Annotated in this window: 17 protein-coding genes; 16 read left to right on the top strand and 1 reads right to left on the bottom strand. The window is 47.4% G+C overall.

Annotated elements, in window-relative coordinates:
* Positions 1-48: 48 nt before the first annotated feature.
* Positions 49-1,308: a dicarboxylate/amino acid:cation symporter gene (locus EXG77_RS11970; RefSeq protein WP_035398375.1), complete on the bottom strand. Its 1,260-nt coding sequence runs from the start codon at positions 1,306-1,308 to the stop codon at positions 49-51.
* Positions 1,309-1,621: 313 nt separating this feature from the next.
* Here EXG77_RS11970 and rpsU point away from each other — a divergent pair, with 313 nt between their 5' ends.
* The 16 genes from rpsU to EXG77_RS11890 all read left to right on the top strand — a co-directional run bounded on the left by rpsU (position 1,622) and on the right by EXG77_RS11890 (position 15,272).
* On the top strand, positions 1,622-1,795 hold the full coding sequence (gene rpsU / locus EXG77_RS11965; RefSeq protein ID WP_012369719.1) for a 30S ribosomal protein S21: 174 nt from the start codon (positions 1,622-1,624) through the stop codon (positions 1,793-1,795).
* Between the two features lie 21 nt (positions 1,796-1,816).
* Positions 1,817-2,263: a GatB/YqeY domain-containing protein gene (locus EXG77_RS11960; RefSeq protein ID WP_023467485.1), complete on the top strand. Its 447-nt coding sequence runs from the start codon at positions 1,817-1,819 to the stop codon at positions 2,261-2,263.
* A 181-nt stretch (positions 2,264-2,444) separates the two neighbouring features.
* Complete coding sequence (locus tag EXG77_RS11955; RefSeq protein WP_023467487.1) at positions 2,445-2,954, top strand: NfeD family protein; 510 nt, start codon at positions 2,445-2,447, stop codon at positions 2,952-2,954.
* Positions 2,951-3,934, top strand: coding sequence for a flotillin-like protein FloA (gene floA, locus EXG77_RS11950; RefSeq protein ID WP_023467489.1), 984 nt, complete (start codon positions 2,951-2,953; stop codon positions 3,932-3,934). The genes EXG77_RS11955 and floA overlap by 4 nt, the downstream gene beginning before the upstream one ends.
* A 13-nt stretch (positions 3,935-3,947) precedes the next feature.
* Positions 3,948-4,418, top strand: a complete 471-nt coding sequence (locus EXG77_RS11945) for a hypothetical protein (protein WP_035398372.1) — start codon at positions 3,948-3,950, stop codon at positions 4,416-4,418.
* 171 nt (positions 4,419-4,589) lie between these two features.
* A complete protein-coding gene (locus EXG77_RS11940; protein ID WP_023467492.1) occupies positions 4,590-5,552 on the top strand; it encodes a PhoH family protein in 963 nt (320 codons plus the stop codon).
* Between the two features lie 36 nt (positions 5,553-5,588).
* Entirely contained in the window at positions 5,589-7,646 is a 2,058-nt protein-coding gene (locus EXG77_RS11935; RefSeq protein ID WP_035398369.1) for an HD family phosphohydrolase, read from the top strand.
* Positions 7,643-8,119, top strand: coding sequence for an rRNA maturation RNase YbeY (gene ybeY / locus EXG77_RS11930; protein WP_029341033.1), 477 nt, complete (start codon positions 7,643-7,645; stop codon positions 8,117-8,119). The genes EXG77_RS11935 and ybeY overlap by 4 nt, the downstream gene beginning before the upstream one ends.
* Entirely contained in the window at positions 8,116-8,466 is a 351-nt protein-coding gene (locus EXG77_RS11925) for a diacylglycerol kinase (protein WP_035398367.1), read from the top strand. The genes ybeY and EXG77_RS11925 overlap by 4 nt, the downstream gene beginning before the upstream one ends.
* A gap of 48 nt (positions 8,467-8,514) precedes the next feature.
* The gene (locus EXG77_RS11920; RefSeq protein ID WP_023467498.1) at positions 8,515-8,913 is read left to right on the top strand and encodes a cytidine deaminase; all 399 of its coding nucleotides are present in this window, start codon (positions 8,515-8,517) and stop codon (positions 8,911-8,913) included.
* Positions 8,906-9,814 carry a GTPase Era gene (gene era, locus EXG77_RS11915; protein WP_023467500.1) on the top strand — a complete coding sequence of 303 codons (909 nt, stop codon included), beginning with the start codon at positions 8,906-8,908 and terminating at the stop codon, positions 9,812-9,814. Before EXG77_RS11920 ends, era begins: the two co-directional genes overlap by 8 nt.
* 3 nt (positions 9,815-9,817) lie before the next feature.
* A complete protein-coding gene (gene recO / locus EXG77_RS11910; protein ID WP_023467502.1) occupies positions 9,818-10,567 on the top strand; it encodes a DNA repair protein RecO in 750 nt (249 codons plus the stop codon).
* Between the two features lie 288 nt (positions 10,568-10,855).
* The gene (glyQ, locus tag EXG77_RS11905) at positions 10,856-11,746 is read left to right on the top strand and encodes a glycine--tRNA ligase subunit alpha (protein WP_029341034.1); all 891 of its coding nucleotides are present in this window, start codon (positions 10,856-10,858) and stop codon (positions 11,744-11,746) included.
* Positions 11,739-13,799, top strand: coding sequence for a glycine--tRNA ligase subunit beta (gene glyS, locus EXG77_RS11900; RefSeq protein ID WP_035398365.1), 2,061 nt, complete (start codon positions 11,739-11,741; stop codon positions 13,797-13,799). Before glyQ ends, glyS begins: the two co-directional genes overlap by 8 nt.
* A 21-nt stretch (positions 13,800-13,820) precedes the next feature.
* The gene (locus EXG77_RS11895) at positions 13,821-14,450 is read left to right on the top strand and encodes a helix-turn-helix transcriptional regulator (protein ID WP_035398363.1); all 630 of its coding nucleotides are present in this window, start codon (positions 13,821-13,823) and stop codon (positions 14,448-14,450) included.
* Positions 14,451-14,462: 12 nt separating this feature from the next.
* Positions 14,463-15,272 (top strand): pyruvate, water dikinase regulatory protein, encoded by an 810-nt coding sequence (locus EXG77_RS11890; protein ID WP_029341037.1) that lies wholly within the window; start codon positions 14,463-14,465, stop codon positions 15,270-15,272.
* The last annotated feature ends 37 nt before the right edge of the window (positions 15,273-15,309 follow it).

Genomic DNA, 15,309 nt, shown 5'->3' with positions numbered 1-15,309 from the left:
TTCCGCCGGTTGGCGGAACGTCCTTTTCGTCAGTCGAGAAACATGCAATCAAGCGTAACGCTCATCCGTTTCTTCGTTCTCTTCTTCTTTCAGATTACCTTCTTCCGATTTCGCGACGATGACGGCACATGCTGCGTCACCAGTGATGTTGACGGCTGTCCGCATCATATCAAGAAGACGATCGACACCGATGATTAAAGCGATTCCTTCGACCGGTAGATTGACCGATTGAAGAACCATCGTCAACATGACGAGACCGACACCTGGTACACCGGCTGTACCGACTGAGGCGAGAACAGCTGTCAGGACGACAGTCGCAAGTTGACCTGGCGTCAAATCAACAGCGTAGACTTGCGCGATGAAGACAGTCGCGACACCTTGCATGATTGCTGTTCCATCCATGTTGATCGTCGCACCGAGAGGCTGGACGAAACTTGAGACGGAGCGCGGAACCTTCAACTCTTTTTGAGCCGTTTGCATCGCAACAGGAAGTGTTGCGTTCGACGAAGACGTCGAGAAAGCGAACAGCATGACAGGTGCGAATTTCTTAAAGAAGAAGAACGGGTTCATCTTCCCAAGAAGTGAAACGGTCGAACCATACGTCAATACGGAATGGACGAATAGTGACAAGATGACGACACCCATATAAAGCCCCATCGCCTTTAGGGAATTAAGTCCTTGTGAACCAACGGCTGATGCGATTAGGGCGAATGCTCCAAGCGGTGCCATTTTCATGACAAGCGTGATCAAGTACGTCATTAAATCATTACCCTGCTCGATGAATGTCCGTAACGTTGAGACTTTTTGACCGAGGAACGTGATTCCAAAACCGATAAAGACACTAAAGACGATGATTTGCAGCATATTACCTTCTGCCATCGACGTGATCGGGTTCGTCGGGAACATACCGACGATTGTATTGATAATGCTCGTATCTGGTAGATTTCCGTTATCATATTCAAGACCTTGCGTCTCGAAGTTACCGAACGTACCCGGCTTGATCAATAATGACAAACCGAGAGCAATGACAATCGCGACAGCCGTCGTCGTCATGAAGTAGCCAATTGCCTTTCCGCCGACACGACCAAGCTCTTTTGGATTACCAAGACCCATGACGCCGAGGGCGATCGAGAAGAAGACGATCGGTACGACGAGCATCTTAATCAAGTTCAGGAAGATCGTCCCGATGGGTTGTAAAGCATATTTATTCAATCCCTCATAAATCGACTTGTCCGGTAAGGAAGCGAGGACGATTCCGAGGATCACCCCGAGAATCAATCCCCAGATGATGCGCTTTGCTTCTTTCATAAGTGGTGTCACACTCCTTTATTAGATAATTGTCTATATTTTGACACATCATCACCCTTTTTGACAAAACATTTTAAAAAATAGATGATAACGCTTACAAAAAAGTTTCTGGATTTTGATGCAGGAATGACTAGATTTTGTTGTCAAACGGATGTAACCATGAGAGGATAGAAAGGAACAAAAAGGAACAGCGTAGGATGCAGAAAAGTCGCTAGAATCAACTGTTGACCAAATTGTATATTCCTACTATAATGTTGTATGACGTGTCTGACACGTTTCCTTTAGTCGGTAATATCGGAGGGAGGGAAAACTAGTGGAAACTCGTGTACGTAAAAATGAATCACTTGAAGACGCACTTCGTCGCTTCAAACGTGGTGTTTCAAAAGATGGTACGCTTGCAGAAGTTCGTAAACGTAAACACTACGAAAAGCCAAGTGTAAAACGTAAGCTTAAATCGGAGGCTGCGCGTAAGCGTAAGAAGTTCTAACGTTAGAGAGGGTGTATCCTCATGAGTCTTCAGGAGCGTTTGACAGCGGATATGAAAGAAGCCATGCGTCTACGTGAAAAAGATCGTCTTACGACGATTCGGATGGTGAAATCATCGCTGCAAAATGAAACGATCAAACTCGGTAAGCAAGAATTGACAGACGAGGAAGAATTAACAATTCTTTCACGTGAAATGAAGCAGCGCAACGACTCCCTCCGAGAATTCGAAAGCGCTGGTCGTCACGATCTCGTCGAGAAAATTCAAGCAGAGATTGTCGTGCTCGAAGCTTATATGCCAAAACAGCTTTCCGAGGAAGAAGTACAGGAAATCGTCGACGCAGCTATTGCGCAGACGGGTGCCTCTGCTCCTTCAGATATGGGGAAAGTAATGGGTATCGTCATGCCACAGCTTAAAGGCAAGGCAGACGGTGCGTTAATTAATCGACTCGTCAAACAACGGCTCGCTTAATACATGAAAAAGGTGTCCTTCGGGGCACCTTTTTTGTCGTTCCTGTCACAATTAAAAGTTTCTTAATGAATTCAGAATAGTCATGAAACCTTTTTGTTTTGAAAGCGTATATAATTATAGTAACGAATCAAAGTGCAAAAGAAGCAGCTTCTGACACGAATGAAAAGGGGTGAACGTACGCATGACGTTTAGCTTAGGAATGATTTTGGCGGTCTTCATGATTGGGGTCCTCATGTTACTGGTCGAAATATTCGTCACAGGGTTCGGAATCTTTGGAGTCCTCGGAATCGGTGCGGTCCTTGCTAGTCTGATCATGGCAGGCGCTACAGTTGGTCAAGTAGGTATCGCAATCGGACTTGCTGTATTTCTATCGCTTGCGGCCGGATACTGGGCGTATCGCAGAATTAAATCAAATCAGTCGTTACTATGGCGCGGTTTGATTTTGACGGATTCGACATCGTCTGAAAAAGGCTATCTCTCCCATCAAGACAAAGTACAACTGTTAGGACAAGAAGGAGTCAGTTTGACGCCTCTTCGTCCATCAGGAACGATTGAAATCGATGGGAATCGAATTGATGCCGTAACGGAAGGGACCTTCATTCAAGCGGGGGAAACAATCGTCGTAAAAGAAGTGACGCATGGACGCGTCATTGTTAGAGTCCAACATACGAAGGAGGAGTCCCACACATGACACCTGAACTATTGACCGTATTACTCATATCTGGAGGAATTTTAATTTTCCTCGCCATCTTCTTCACGCTCGTTCCGATCCCACTTTGGATCAGCTCGCTCGCAGCAGGCGTACGTGTATCGATCTTTACATTAGTCGGGATGCGACTACGTCGAGTGACACCATCTAAAATCGTCAATCCGTTGATTAAGGCAGTTAAAGCGGGATTGAACTTGAATACGAATCAACTGGAAAGTCACTTCCTTGCCGGTGGTAACGTTGACCGCGTCGTCAATGCCTTGATTGCAGCACACCGTGCGAATATCGAGTTGAGCTTCGAACGCGCAGCAGCGATTGATCTTGCTGGTCGTAACGTTCTGGAAGCTGTTCAAATGTCGGTTAACCCGAAAGTCATCGAAACACCATTTATCGCCGGTGTGGCAATGAACGGGATTGAAGTAAAAGCGAAAGCCCGGATCACGGTACGTGCGAACATTGATCGTCTCGTCGGTGGTGCTGGGGAAGAAACGGTCATCGCACGTGTTGGTGAGGGTGTCATCTCAACCATTGGTTCGTGTAATGACCAAAAAGAAGTACTTGAGAATCCAGAGATGATCTCACGGACGGTTCTTGCGAAAGGACTCGATTCGGGTACGGCGTTCGAGATTCTCTCGATTGATATCGCGGACATTGATATCGGTAAGAATATCGGTGCGGTTCTGCAGACGGATCAAGCAGAAGCAGATAAGAACATTGCGCAAGCAAAAGCGGAAGAACGTCGCGCAATGGCGATCGCAAGTGAACAAGAGATGAAATCACGTGTTGAAGAGATGCGTGCGAAGGTTGTCGCTGCTGAAGCGGAAGTGCCGCTTGCGATCGCTGAAGCGATGCGTGACGGTAACTTTGGCGTCATGGATTATGCAAACTACTTGAACGTGACGGCAGATACGAAAATGCGTCAAGCAATCGGTGGGCAATCATCACCAAATGACTCACAATAAAGGGTGAGACGGTATGGATATCATATGGATCGGATTGATGATCGCATTCGGTGTCATCTCCGTCATCTCAAAAGCAGCGGATAAAAAACCGAAGCAGACGAACCGGACACCTTCAAAGGAGTTCGGCGACTATGTGAAACAAATAACCGAACAGGTCGATACGGCGCGACAAGAGATGGTACCTCCACCTGTCGTTCGTAAAAAAGCACCCGCGAAGAAACAACCGGGGGTAACGCAAACAAAAGCGCGACCCGTTCATGAACGAACGGAATTGCAACAACGTTTGGACCAGCGTCAGAAACAACATTCGAAAAAAGGGATGTCCTCTTCGACGATCGGTGAAATCAAAGATAGCGTCGCAGACGGTGCTATTGGAACGTCGAGTCGTTCAGCATCAGCGACGAGACTCTCACAGGATGAAATGCGTCGTGCCATCGTCTGGAGTGAGGTTCTGGGTGCACCCGTTTCAAAACGAAAACGATGATGATTAGACAGTGAGTCGATCCTAGGAAACGCGTAGGATCGACTCTTTTTATTTCCCAAAAGGTGGGAACGGGTTTTTCTTTCCATCTTTTCGGCGGAAGTGCTAAAGTGGAAGAGATTAGATATGAAGCGATGACAACTTGTTATCCATGACTAGGAGGCCATTCACAACGTGATATTCAACGAAAGAATCCCATTTGCATTTTCGAATTCAGAACAGATTCAAGCATTCGTCGGTCCGAATGATGCAGTCTTACGTACGATGGAAGCAGAACTTGACGTTCAGCTTACGCATCGAGGAGATGAGCTGTTGGCACAATCCGAACAGGAGCAGTCTGTAATCTTAGCAGGACAGGTCGTAGGCGTCTTGAAACAACTTGTGAATCGTGGAGCTGTTTTGACGGAGCGTGACGCGACGAGCGCCATTCAACTGGCACGTCAAGATCGGGTGGATGAACTACTGGAACTTTACGATACGGTCATTCATACGAATCATAAAGGAAAACCACTTCGTGCAAAGACACTCGGTCAAGCACGTTACGTTCGGGGAATCGACCGCTGTGATTTGACATTTGGTATTGGACCAGCGGGAACCGGAAAAACGTATCTTGCTGTCGTGATGGCGGCAAAAGCGTTAAAGGAAGGTCACGTCAAACGACTTGTCCTGACGCGTCCAGCAGTAGAAGCAGGAGAAAATCTAGGATTCCTTCCAGGGGATCTGAAAGAAAAAGTCGATCCCTATCTACGTCCTCTATACGATGCGCTACATGACGTACTTGGTGTCGAACATACGGCTCGTCTGCTTGAGCGTGGCGTCATCGAGATCGCGCCGCTCGCTTACATGCGTGGACGGACACTTGAACATGCCTTCGTCATTCTTGATGAAGCGCAAAATACGACACGTGAACAAATGAAGATGTTCTTGACGCGTCTCGGATTCCATTCGAAGATGATCGTCACAGGCGATTTGACACAAGTCGATCTTCCGCGAGGAAAAACGTCTGGTCTACAAGAAGCGTTACATTTGCTCGGCAATGTCAAAGGGATTCATTTTGAGCACTTTGGCTCAGCGGATGTCGTGCGTCACCCACTTGTCCGAAAAATCGTTGATGCTTATAGTCAGGATTTGACCTAAGCCGTTACGAAAATAGATGGAAAAGGGGGAGATGATATGCGCAAGGTTGGGGTCTGGGTCGGGCTTTTGACAGTAGTATTCTATCTCGTCGTATCGACGATGATGTATGTCAGTGTTCGGCCAGAAGCCTTGTCCGCAGAACCATTCTCAATTGCAGAAGAAGATATCCGGTCACCCTTGACGATGGAGGACCGGGTTGCAACAAATCAAATCAAGGAAAATTCGGTTGCTGCAATCGAGAGTCAGTATACGATCAAACAAGAGTATGCAGCACAACAAATTGATAAAGTCGAACAACTTTTTGCGAGTTTGTCTGGTATCAAAAAAACAAATGAGATCGGTAAAATCAAACAGCGTCTGCGTGGAACGGAGGCGGCAACTCTTTTGAAGGATGATGAGTTACGCTTGCTTGTGACGTCGACGACAGCACTACGGAATACGACACGTGACGTCGTCATCACCGCGATTGAAGAAGCGATGCGTCAACGTATCTCGTCTGATGGTGGTGAAGTAGCGGAGGCACGTGAGAATGCGCGAACGGATATTGAACGTTCGCCACTGTCCTTTTCACTAAAAGCAGTCGCTAAAGCGATGACCGATCAACTGATCGTGACGAACTACGTCTATGATCCGGAAAAGACGGAACAGCTTCGTAAGCAGACGAGTGATAAAGTTGAACCAGTCATCATTTCAGAAGGCGAAGTGATCGTTAAACGAGGCGAAGTGATTTCACAAGATGCCTATCGTCAGCTACAATTAGTCGGCTTGATTTCTGATCGACAGTCGTTGAAACCGTTACTCGGGGCGATGCTTGTCAGTGCGTTGATGACTGCCTTTTTATTTGGATTCATTCACCGTTCAAAACTGCGATACGCTCAAATGGGGCGGATTCGATTATTCGGGCTTGTCTACCTCGTCGTCAGTCTACAATTACTCGTCATGTATGGTATGGCGTTCTTAGCAGACGACATCAATCCAGCATTTTACTTACTCACGCCGACCGCTTTTGCTGCGCTCGTCTTGCGCAATTTATTGAACGAACGGATTGCCTTATCGAGTTCTCTGTTTACGGCGCTTGCCGGAACGTTCTTCTATAGTACGAACCAGAACTTCAGCTTCAATATCGCAATCTATTTATTGGTCGGTGGTTTAGTCGCAACGTTTTTCCTGCGCTCTAGTTTGTCACGACGTCGTATTTTCATGAGCAGTGTTTCGATTGCCGGAGCAAACATCGCGATTTTCTTAGCATTCGTCCTGTTACGAAGTGGTACGTTCGAACTACGAGAAACGCTGATTTTAATCGGTTTTGCGATTGCGAGTGGTATCTTGAGTGCCGTCCTAGCAATTGGACTATTGCCGTTTCTTGAAATGACGTTCGGTATTTTAGCACCGACCCGTCTACTTGAACTGTTGAACCCGACGCATCCGTTACTCAAAAAATTATTAGTTGAAGCACCGGGAACATACCATCACAGCATGATGGTCGCGAACTTAGCAGAAACAGCCTGTGAAGCAATCGGAGCAGATGGCTTGCTTGCACGAGTCGGCGCCTACTATCATGATTTAGGAAAAACGCGACGACCGCTTTATTTCATTGAGAACCAGCATGGACGTAATCCACATGATCGATTGACACCAGAAGAGTCGGCGCGTGTCATTTTGGCACATACCGAGGATGGTGTTGAATTACTCGAAGACGCAAAGCTGCCTGCAGCCATCGTCGATATTTGCCGCCAGCATCATGGAACCTCTCTGCTGCGATACTTTTATGTCAAGGCAGCAGAACAAGGGGAGATCGATGAGGAGACGTTCCGTTACACGGGTCCGAAACCACAAACCCGTGAAGCGGCGGTCATCATGATCGTTGACTCGATTGAAGCGGCCGTTCGTTCGATGAAAGCCCCTTCAGAAGAAGGAATTCGGGACTTGGTCGCGAAAATCATTCGTGAAAAGATGATGGATGATCAATTTGCGGAATGTGACATTACGACACGCGAGATTTATCGCGTCGGTGAAAGTGCGTGTCATACCTTATCCGGTTTGTTCCATGAACGAATCGAGTATCCAGAATTAAAGAAAGAGGCAACGACATGAATATTTATATGACAGACGAAAATAATCGTCTAACGGAAGAACAACGACAGCTTGTCGAATCGATTTTGATTTACACGGCGGAACAGGAAGAAGTCGATTCAAATAGTGAGTTGTCCGTGACTTTCGTTTCAAACGATGAGATTCAAGAGATCAATCGTGAATGGCGTGGAAAGGATCAGGCAACGGACGTCATTTCCTTTGCGATGGAAGAACTCGGTGAAGATGAAATCGATTTTGGATTGCTCGAAGACGAACCAATCGTCCTCGGTGATTTGATCATTTCCGTGGAACGGTGTCGCGAACAAGCGGCAGAGTATGGCAATCATTTCGAGCGAGAGCTCGGTTTCCTCGCTGTCCATGGTTTCCTCCATTTACTCGGATATGATCACATTGAAAAAGCAGATGAGGAAGTCATGACGAAGCGACAGGAGGAAATCCTGCATCACTTCGAGTTATATCGGGGCACATTGTGAAAAGCTGGTGGCAACCGTTTCGGCATGCCATGAACGGATTGCGCCAATCGATTCGAGAAGAACGGCATATGAAGGTTCACGTGGCAGTTGGTGCCATCGTGTTACTTGTCGCCTTTTTATTACCATTGACGTCTGTCGAACGAGCGATCCTCTTCTTGACGGTCGGGATCGTCATCAGTGCCGAGATGTTCAATACAGCGTTTGAACGCGTCGTTGATCTCGTGACACAGGAATGGCATCCGCTGGCAAAAGCAGTCAAGGATATTGCAAGTGGAGCTGTTTTCGTGTTGGCGCTTACATCTATTGCAATTGCACTATGCATTTTCATCCCATATTTGGTACAATAAGAATCCGGCCTTTTTGGCCAATACCGTTCCTAAGAAGGGGATATTCACATGAAAACAGAACAATTACTCGAACAAGCTAAACGTGCACGCGAAAAAGCGTATGTTCCATATTCGAAATTCCAAGTCGGTGCTGCTCTACTAACAAAAGACGGACAAGTCTTCCATGGCTGCAATATTGAAAACGCTGCATATGGTCTTTGTAACTGTGCAGAACGGACAGCAATCTTCTCTGCGTGGGCACAGGATGCGCGCGAGTATGCAGCGATGGCTGTCGTTGCGGATACGGAAGGACCGGTCGCACCATGTGGACAATGCCGCCAAGTGTTATCAGAGATGTGTGACGCGGATATGCCAATCTATTTGACGAACCTTAAAGGGGACGTCACAGAAACAACAGTGGGCGCCCTGTTACCAGGAGCATTCACGAAAGGGGATTTACATGTTTAAAGAAGGATTCAAATCGGGCTTTGTCTCGATCATCGGACGCCCGAACGTCGGAAAATCGACATTCCTCAACCGTGTCATCGGACAAAAGATTGCCATCATGTCTGATAAGCCACAAACGACACGAAATAAGATTCAAGGTGTCTATACGACAGAAGATGTTCAGACGATCTTCATCGATACACCAGGGATTCATAAACCAAAACATAAACTCGGCGATTTCATGATGAAGGTCGCAACGAACGCATTGCGTGAAGTCGATGCGATTTTATTCATGGTCAACGTGACAGAACCAAAAGGAAAAGGTGACGATTTCATCATTGAAAAATTGAAGGAACTCGATACACCCATCATTCTCGTCATGAATAAGGTCGATTTGATTCATCCGAATGATATTCCGCCCATCATCGAATCATATAAAAATGAGCTTGAGTTTGCGGCAGTCGTTCCGATCTCTGCGCTTCAAGGTAACAACGTCGGACCGTTACTTGAAGAAATCGCGAAGATCTTACCGGAAGGACCGATGTATTATCCGGCGGATCAAGTCACTGACCACCCGGAGCGTTTCATCATCTCAGAGATGATCCGTGAGAAAGTCTTGCAAAAGACACGCGATGAAGTACCACACTCGATCGCGGTCGCGATTGATCAAATCAAGACGCGTGAGAATGGAAACATGGTCGATGTCCATGCGACGATCTTGATCGAGCGTGATTCCCAAAAAGGAATCATCATCGGTAAACGCGGAGCACTTCTAAAAGAAATTGGCTCCGAAGCACGAACGGACATCGAGATGTTACTCGGAACAAAAGTTTACCTGAACTTGTGGGTCAAAGTCCAAAAGGATTGGCGCAATAAGGCCGGTCAATTGCGTGAACTTGGCTTCCGCGATGACGAGTATTAAGCGATGATCGATAAGGCGGAAGGGCTTGTACTACGAACGGTCGTATACGGTGAATCGAATAAGATCGTCACGCTACTGACACGTGAATACGGCAAGCTCGCCGTCATGGCGCGAGGAGCGAAGAAGCCGGGCAGCCGCTTTAACGCGGCAAGCCAGCCTTTCGTTCGAGCCGTCTATATCTATCCACGGTCTCGTGGTCTCGGTCAGTTAAAATCGGCAGACGTCATCACGAGTCATGCGCATATCCGGCAAGATGTCGTCTTGATGGCATATGCGATGTATCTACTGGAGCTTGCAGATAAAGCGCTTGATGAACGTGTGCCGCAACCAGCGCTGTATGATTTATTTGTCGAAGGACTGGAGGCGATGGATGAAGGACTCGATCCCGACGTCGTCTCCTTCATCATTGAGTTGCGCCTGTTGCGTCATCTAGGGATTGCGCCACACTTGAACGGCTGTACGATTTGCGGGAGTGCTGAAGCACCGTTTGCTTTTTCGTTACACCACGGCGGTCTACTCTGTCGTCGGCACCGTCATGAGGATGAACATGCCGTCTTTATGTCAGAGGCAGTCGCGAAGATGCTCTATGTGTTTTCTGTCTATGATTTCTCGCGGATCGGGACAGTGACGGTGAAGCCGGAAACGAAGCGTCTACTACGTCAAATCATGGATGCTTATATGGAACGCTACAGCGGGTTACGTCTACGTTCAAAACGTGTCCTCGACCAGTTGATTGATTTCGGCAACGATTGACAGCAACAAGCGGGTTCGGTAGAATAAATGCGGTAGAAGCAACTAAATGAACACGATGACGAAAAGGAGTACCGTCTTTTTCTCAATCAAGCGATTCCAGGGTGGTGTGAGCTGGAAGTGAGAGGGGCGCGAATGGCGTTTCGGAGTGTTCTTTGTCAAAAAGAGTGGCATGCGATGCATGCAAGTAGGGTGGAACCGCGGGCTCGTCTCGTCCCTATGTGCAACGATTGTTGTACATAGGGGCGTTTTTTGCGTTCCTTAATCATTTCGGAGGTGAAAGTCGTGAAGATGACAGTACAAGACATGATCTTGACATTACAAAAATTTTGGGCAGAACAAGGCTGCTTGACGATGCAAGCATACGACGTAGAAAAAGGAGCCGGTACGATGAATCCGATGACGTTCTTACGGAGTCTCGGACCAGAACCATGGAACGTTTGTTATACAGAACCATCACGCCGTCCGGCTGACGGTCGTTACGGGGAAAACCCGAACCGTCTGTATCAACACCATCAATTCCAAGTCATCATGAAACCATCACCTGACAACATTCAGGAATTGTACTTACAAAGTCTCGAGTTGCTTGGTATCAACCCACTCGAACATGATATTCGTTTCGTAGAGGATAACTGGGAGAACCCGACGTTCGGTGCTGCAGGTCTCGGCTGGGAAGTATGGCTGAACGGGATGGAAATCACACAATTCACGTACTTCCAACAAGTCGGTGGAATCGAGTGTAATCCGATTGCAGTAGAGATCACGTACGGAATCGAGCGTCTCGCTTCGTACATCCAAGACGTCGAGAGTGTCTTTGATCTCGTTTGGACAGATGGCTTCAAATACGGTGATATCTTCTATCAACCGGAGTTCGAACATTCGAAGTATACGTTTGAAACGTCAGATGTCGCATTACTTTTCACGTTGTTCGATCAATATGAAAAAGAAGCGAATCGTGCCTTGGACGAGAACCTCGTTTTCCCAGCGTATGATTACATCTTGAAATGTTCACATACCTTTAACCTTCTCGACGCGAAAGGGGCGATTTCCGTCACGGAACGCACAGGATTCATCCATCGTGTCCGGAACATGTCGCGTCGTTGTGCGCAAAGTTTCATCGAAGAACGGGAACGTCTTGGCTTCCCATTGATCAAGTCGAAAGCAGGTGAGTCACATGCATGAATTATTACTTGAAATCGGTTTAGAAGAGATGCCGGCTCGATTCGTTCTTCAATCCGAAACACAACTCAAGGAGCGCGTGACGCGTTTTCTTGAAGAAGCACGGATTGAGTTCGCGAGCGTCGAATCCTTCTCGACACCACGCCGTCTTGCAGTTTACGTCAAAGGTCTCGCAGCACGTCAAAGCGACCTCGAAGAAACATTAAAAGGACCAGCAAAACGAATCGCGATGGATGAAGACGGTAACTGGACGAAAGCAGCCGAAGGATTCGCGCGTGGTAAAGGGTTAACGACGGACGATCTCTTCCTTGGAGAAGAAAAAGGAGTCGAATACCTTTATGCGACACGTAAGGAAGTCGGACAAGCGACAGCTGATTTACTTCCTGGACTAAAACAAGTCGTCGAAGCGATGACATTCCCGAAAAACATGCGTTGGAGCACACAATCGTTACGTTATATGCGTCCAATTCGTTGGTTGATTGCCCTGCTTGACGATCAAGTCATCCCGTTTGAAGTCGCATCCGTCGAAACAGGTCGGACATCGCGTGGACATCGTTTCCTCGGGCAGGACATCACGATCCTACGTCCGAACGCTTATGTTGAAGCGCTCGCAGGAGAAAATGTCATCGTCAGTTACGAAGCACGTCGTCAATTGATCGAAGAACAAATTGTAGCGCTTGCGGCACGCGAACAATTCGAAGTGCCGATCGATGCGTCTTTACTTGAAGAAGTCACGAACCTCGTCGAGTATCCGACAGCCTTGTTCGGTGCATTTGATGAAGCGTATCTTGAGTTACCAGAAGAAGTCTTGATCACGACGATGAAGGAACACCAACGTTACTTCCCGGTCAAACGTGACGGGGCGTTGCTCCATTATTTCGTGACGGTACGAAACGGAAACGCAACACATCTTGAAAACGTCGCACGCGGAAACGAAAAAGTCATCCGTGCCCGTTTAGCCGATGCGCAGTTCTTCTATGAAGAAGATAAAAAAGCAGATATCGATGAACAGGCGAAACGTCTTGATAAAATCGTCTTCCATGAAAAATTAGGAACGACAGGTGAAAAAGTCCGTCGCGTCCGTCAGATGGCACTCGCACTTGCAGATCGTGTCGGTGCGGACAAAACACGTGTTGAACGTGCAGGACAAATCTATAAATTCGATCTCGTCAGTCAAATGGTCTATGAGTTCACAGAATTACAAGGTCTGATGGGTGAGCGGTATGCAAACATGAAGAATGAGGATCCGGAAGTCGCGGCTGCGATTCGTGAACATTACATGCCACGCTTCGCGGGGGATGCAAGTCCGGAGACACCGACAGGAACACTCTATGCGATTCTTGATAAGATGGACAGCGTCGCTGGATTCTTTGGTGTCGGTATGATTCCGAGTGGATCAGCAGATCCGTATGCATTGCGTCGTCAAGCACAAGGGATTGTTCAGATTTTATCCGATCGTAAGTTGAATCTGACATTGACTGAATTGATTGCTTTCGTTGTTTCAGAACAGGTGGCAGCAGGTCTTTATGCGAAGGATGCCGAAGAAGTTCAAGCTGCATTACAAGACTTCTTTGCACAACGCTTGAAATACCGTCTATCGGAAATGAACTTCCGCCATGATGTCGTCGAAGCCGCTCTGGATCATACGTTGACAGTCGAAGCGAATGAGCAACGTGCTGCAATGCTTGAAAGTGCGACGAAAAAAGAATCGTTCAAGAAAACGGTCGAACAACTCAGCCGTGTCTTAAATATCTCGAAAAAAGCAGAAGACGTCACAACTGTTAATCCAGCGCTCTTTGAAAATGATGCAGAACGCGCGTTGCATGAGGCGATTGAGAAAACCTTACCAGAGGTTGATCAAGCCATCGCGTCACTTGATTATGAACGAGCGCTTGAGGCACTTGAGGCAACCGTTCCGTCGATCACAGCATACTTTGACGGTACGATGATCATGACGGACGACGAAACAGTCCGTACGAACCGCCTTAGCGAAATGAAACGATTTGCGCAAGCCATCGAATCAGTCGCCCGGTTCAATGCACTTACTTTAGCGTAAAGAAAAAGGACGGATGAGCCGATGAAGTTAAATGAACGGCAAAAAAAGATACTCCAAATCGTCAAAGAGAACGGTCCGATCACGGGAGAGCAGATTGCTTCTGCACTCTCCCTGACACGGGCGACGTTACGACCCGATTTGTCGATTTTAACGATGACCGGCATGCTAGAAGCGCGTCCACGTGTCGGCTATATGTACGTTGGAAAGAAAAATGCGTCCATGCTTCATGAGAAACTCGACACCTTGACCGTCGGCGAATTCATGTCGTCGGCAAAGGTCATTCATGAAGGGATGACCGTATACGATGCGATCGTTCACTTATTCCTGGAAGATGTCGGTTCGCTGTTCGTCGTCAGTAAGGACCATGCGTTAGTCGGTGTGTTGTCACGTAAGGATTTTCTACGTGCGGCAATCGGTAATCAAGAATTAGACTCGTTACCGGTCAACATCATCATGACACGGATGCCGAATTTGACGGTCTGTGAAAAATCGGAGACGTTGATTGGTGCCGGCATGAAACTGATCGAAAAGCAGATTGATTCAATGCCAGTCGTCGAAGAAGAGAACGGCGTCTTGAAAGTCGTGGGTCGAATGACGAAGACGAACATGACGAAAGTGTTGGTCGCTTTAGCACGTGATGAAGAAATTTAAGGAGGGTTCCTGATGCGTCAACGGATTTATGTCGTGAGTGACTCTGTCGGAGAGACGTGTGAACTCGTCGTCCGCGCAGCTGCAATCCAATTCCCGGAACAAGCCATCGAAACGGTCCGCATTCCGTTCGTCGATGATGATCAAGTCATTTATGACTTGGTTCTTCATGCGAAAGAAGAACAAGCGACGATTGCTTTTACGATCGTTCATGCGACCCATCGTCGTTTGCTTGCAGACACAGCTCGCGCCCACGGTGTAAAAGCGATTGATCTACTTGGTCCATTGCTTGACACCATGGAAGATCGCTTGCAGATGCAACCGAAGGAAGAGCCAGGATTAATCTATCGCTTAGATGAGGAGTATTTCCGAAAAATCGAAGCGGTTGAATTTGCTGTCAAGTATGACGATGGACGTGATCCAAAAGGAATTAAACGTGCGGATATCGTCTTGATCGGGGTGTCGCGTACATCAAAGACACCACTTTCGCAGTATCTAGCCTTGAAGCGATATAAAGTAGCGAACGTACCACTCGTACCTGAATCGATCCCGCCGACAGAGCTATTCGATATTCCAAAAGAAAAATGTTTTGGACTACTCATCTCACCGGAAAAGTTGATCGACATCCGAATGGAACGCCTGCGTTCATTAGGACTCAAACCAGAAGCTGCATACGCGCAGATGGACCGAATCAACCGGGAACTCGAATACGCACGGAATTTATACGAACGAATCGGTTGCCAAGTCATCGACGTGACGAATAAAGCAGTCGAGGAAACGGCGAACCTGATTTTGACCGGAATTTCCGGGAAGGCGCATGACTAGTCAAGCAGTCAGGAACATAGTATACTTGTTTAGCTGA

Origin of the sequence: Exiguobacterium sp. OS-77 (assembly GCF_000414195.2) — a bacterium.
In the GTDB taxonomy this organism is placed as follows: Bacteria; Bacillota; Bacilli; order Exiguobacteriales; family Exiguobacteriaceae; genus Exiguobacterium_A; species Exiguobacterium_A indicum.
Note: the sequence above shows the minus strand (reverse complement) of the source record. Positions and strands in the feature narration are given on the sequence as shown.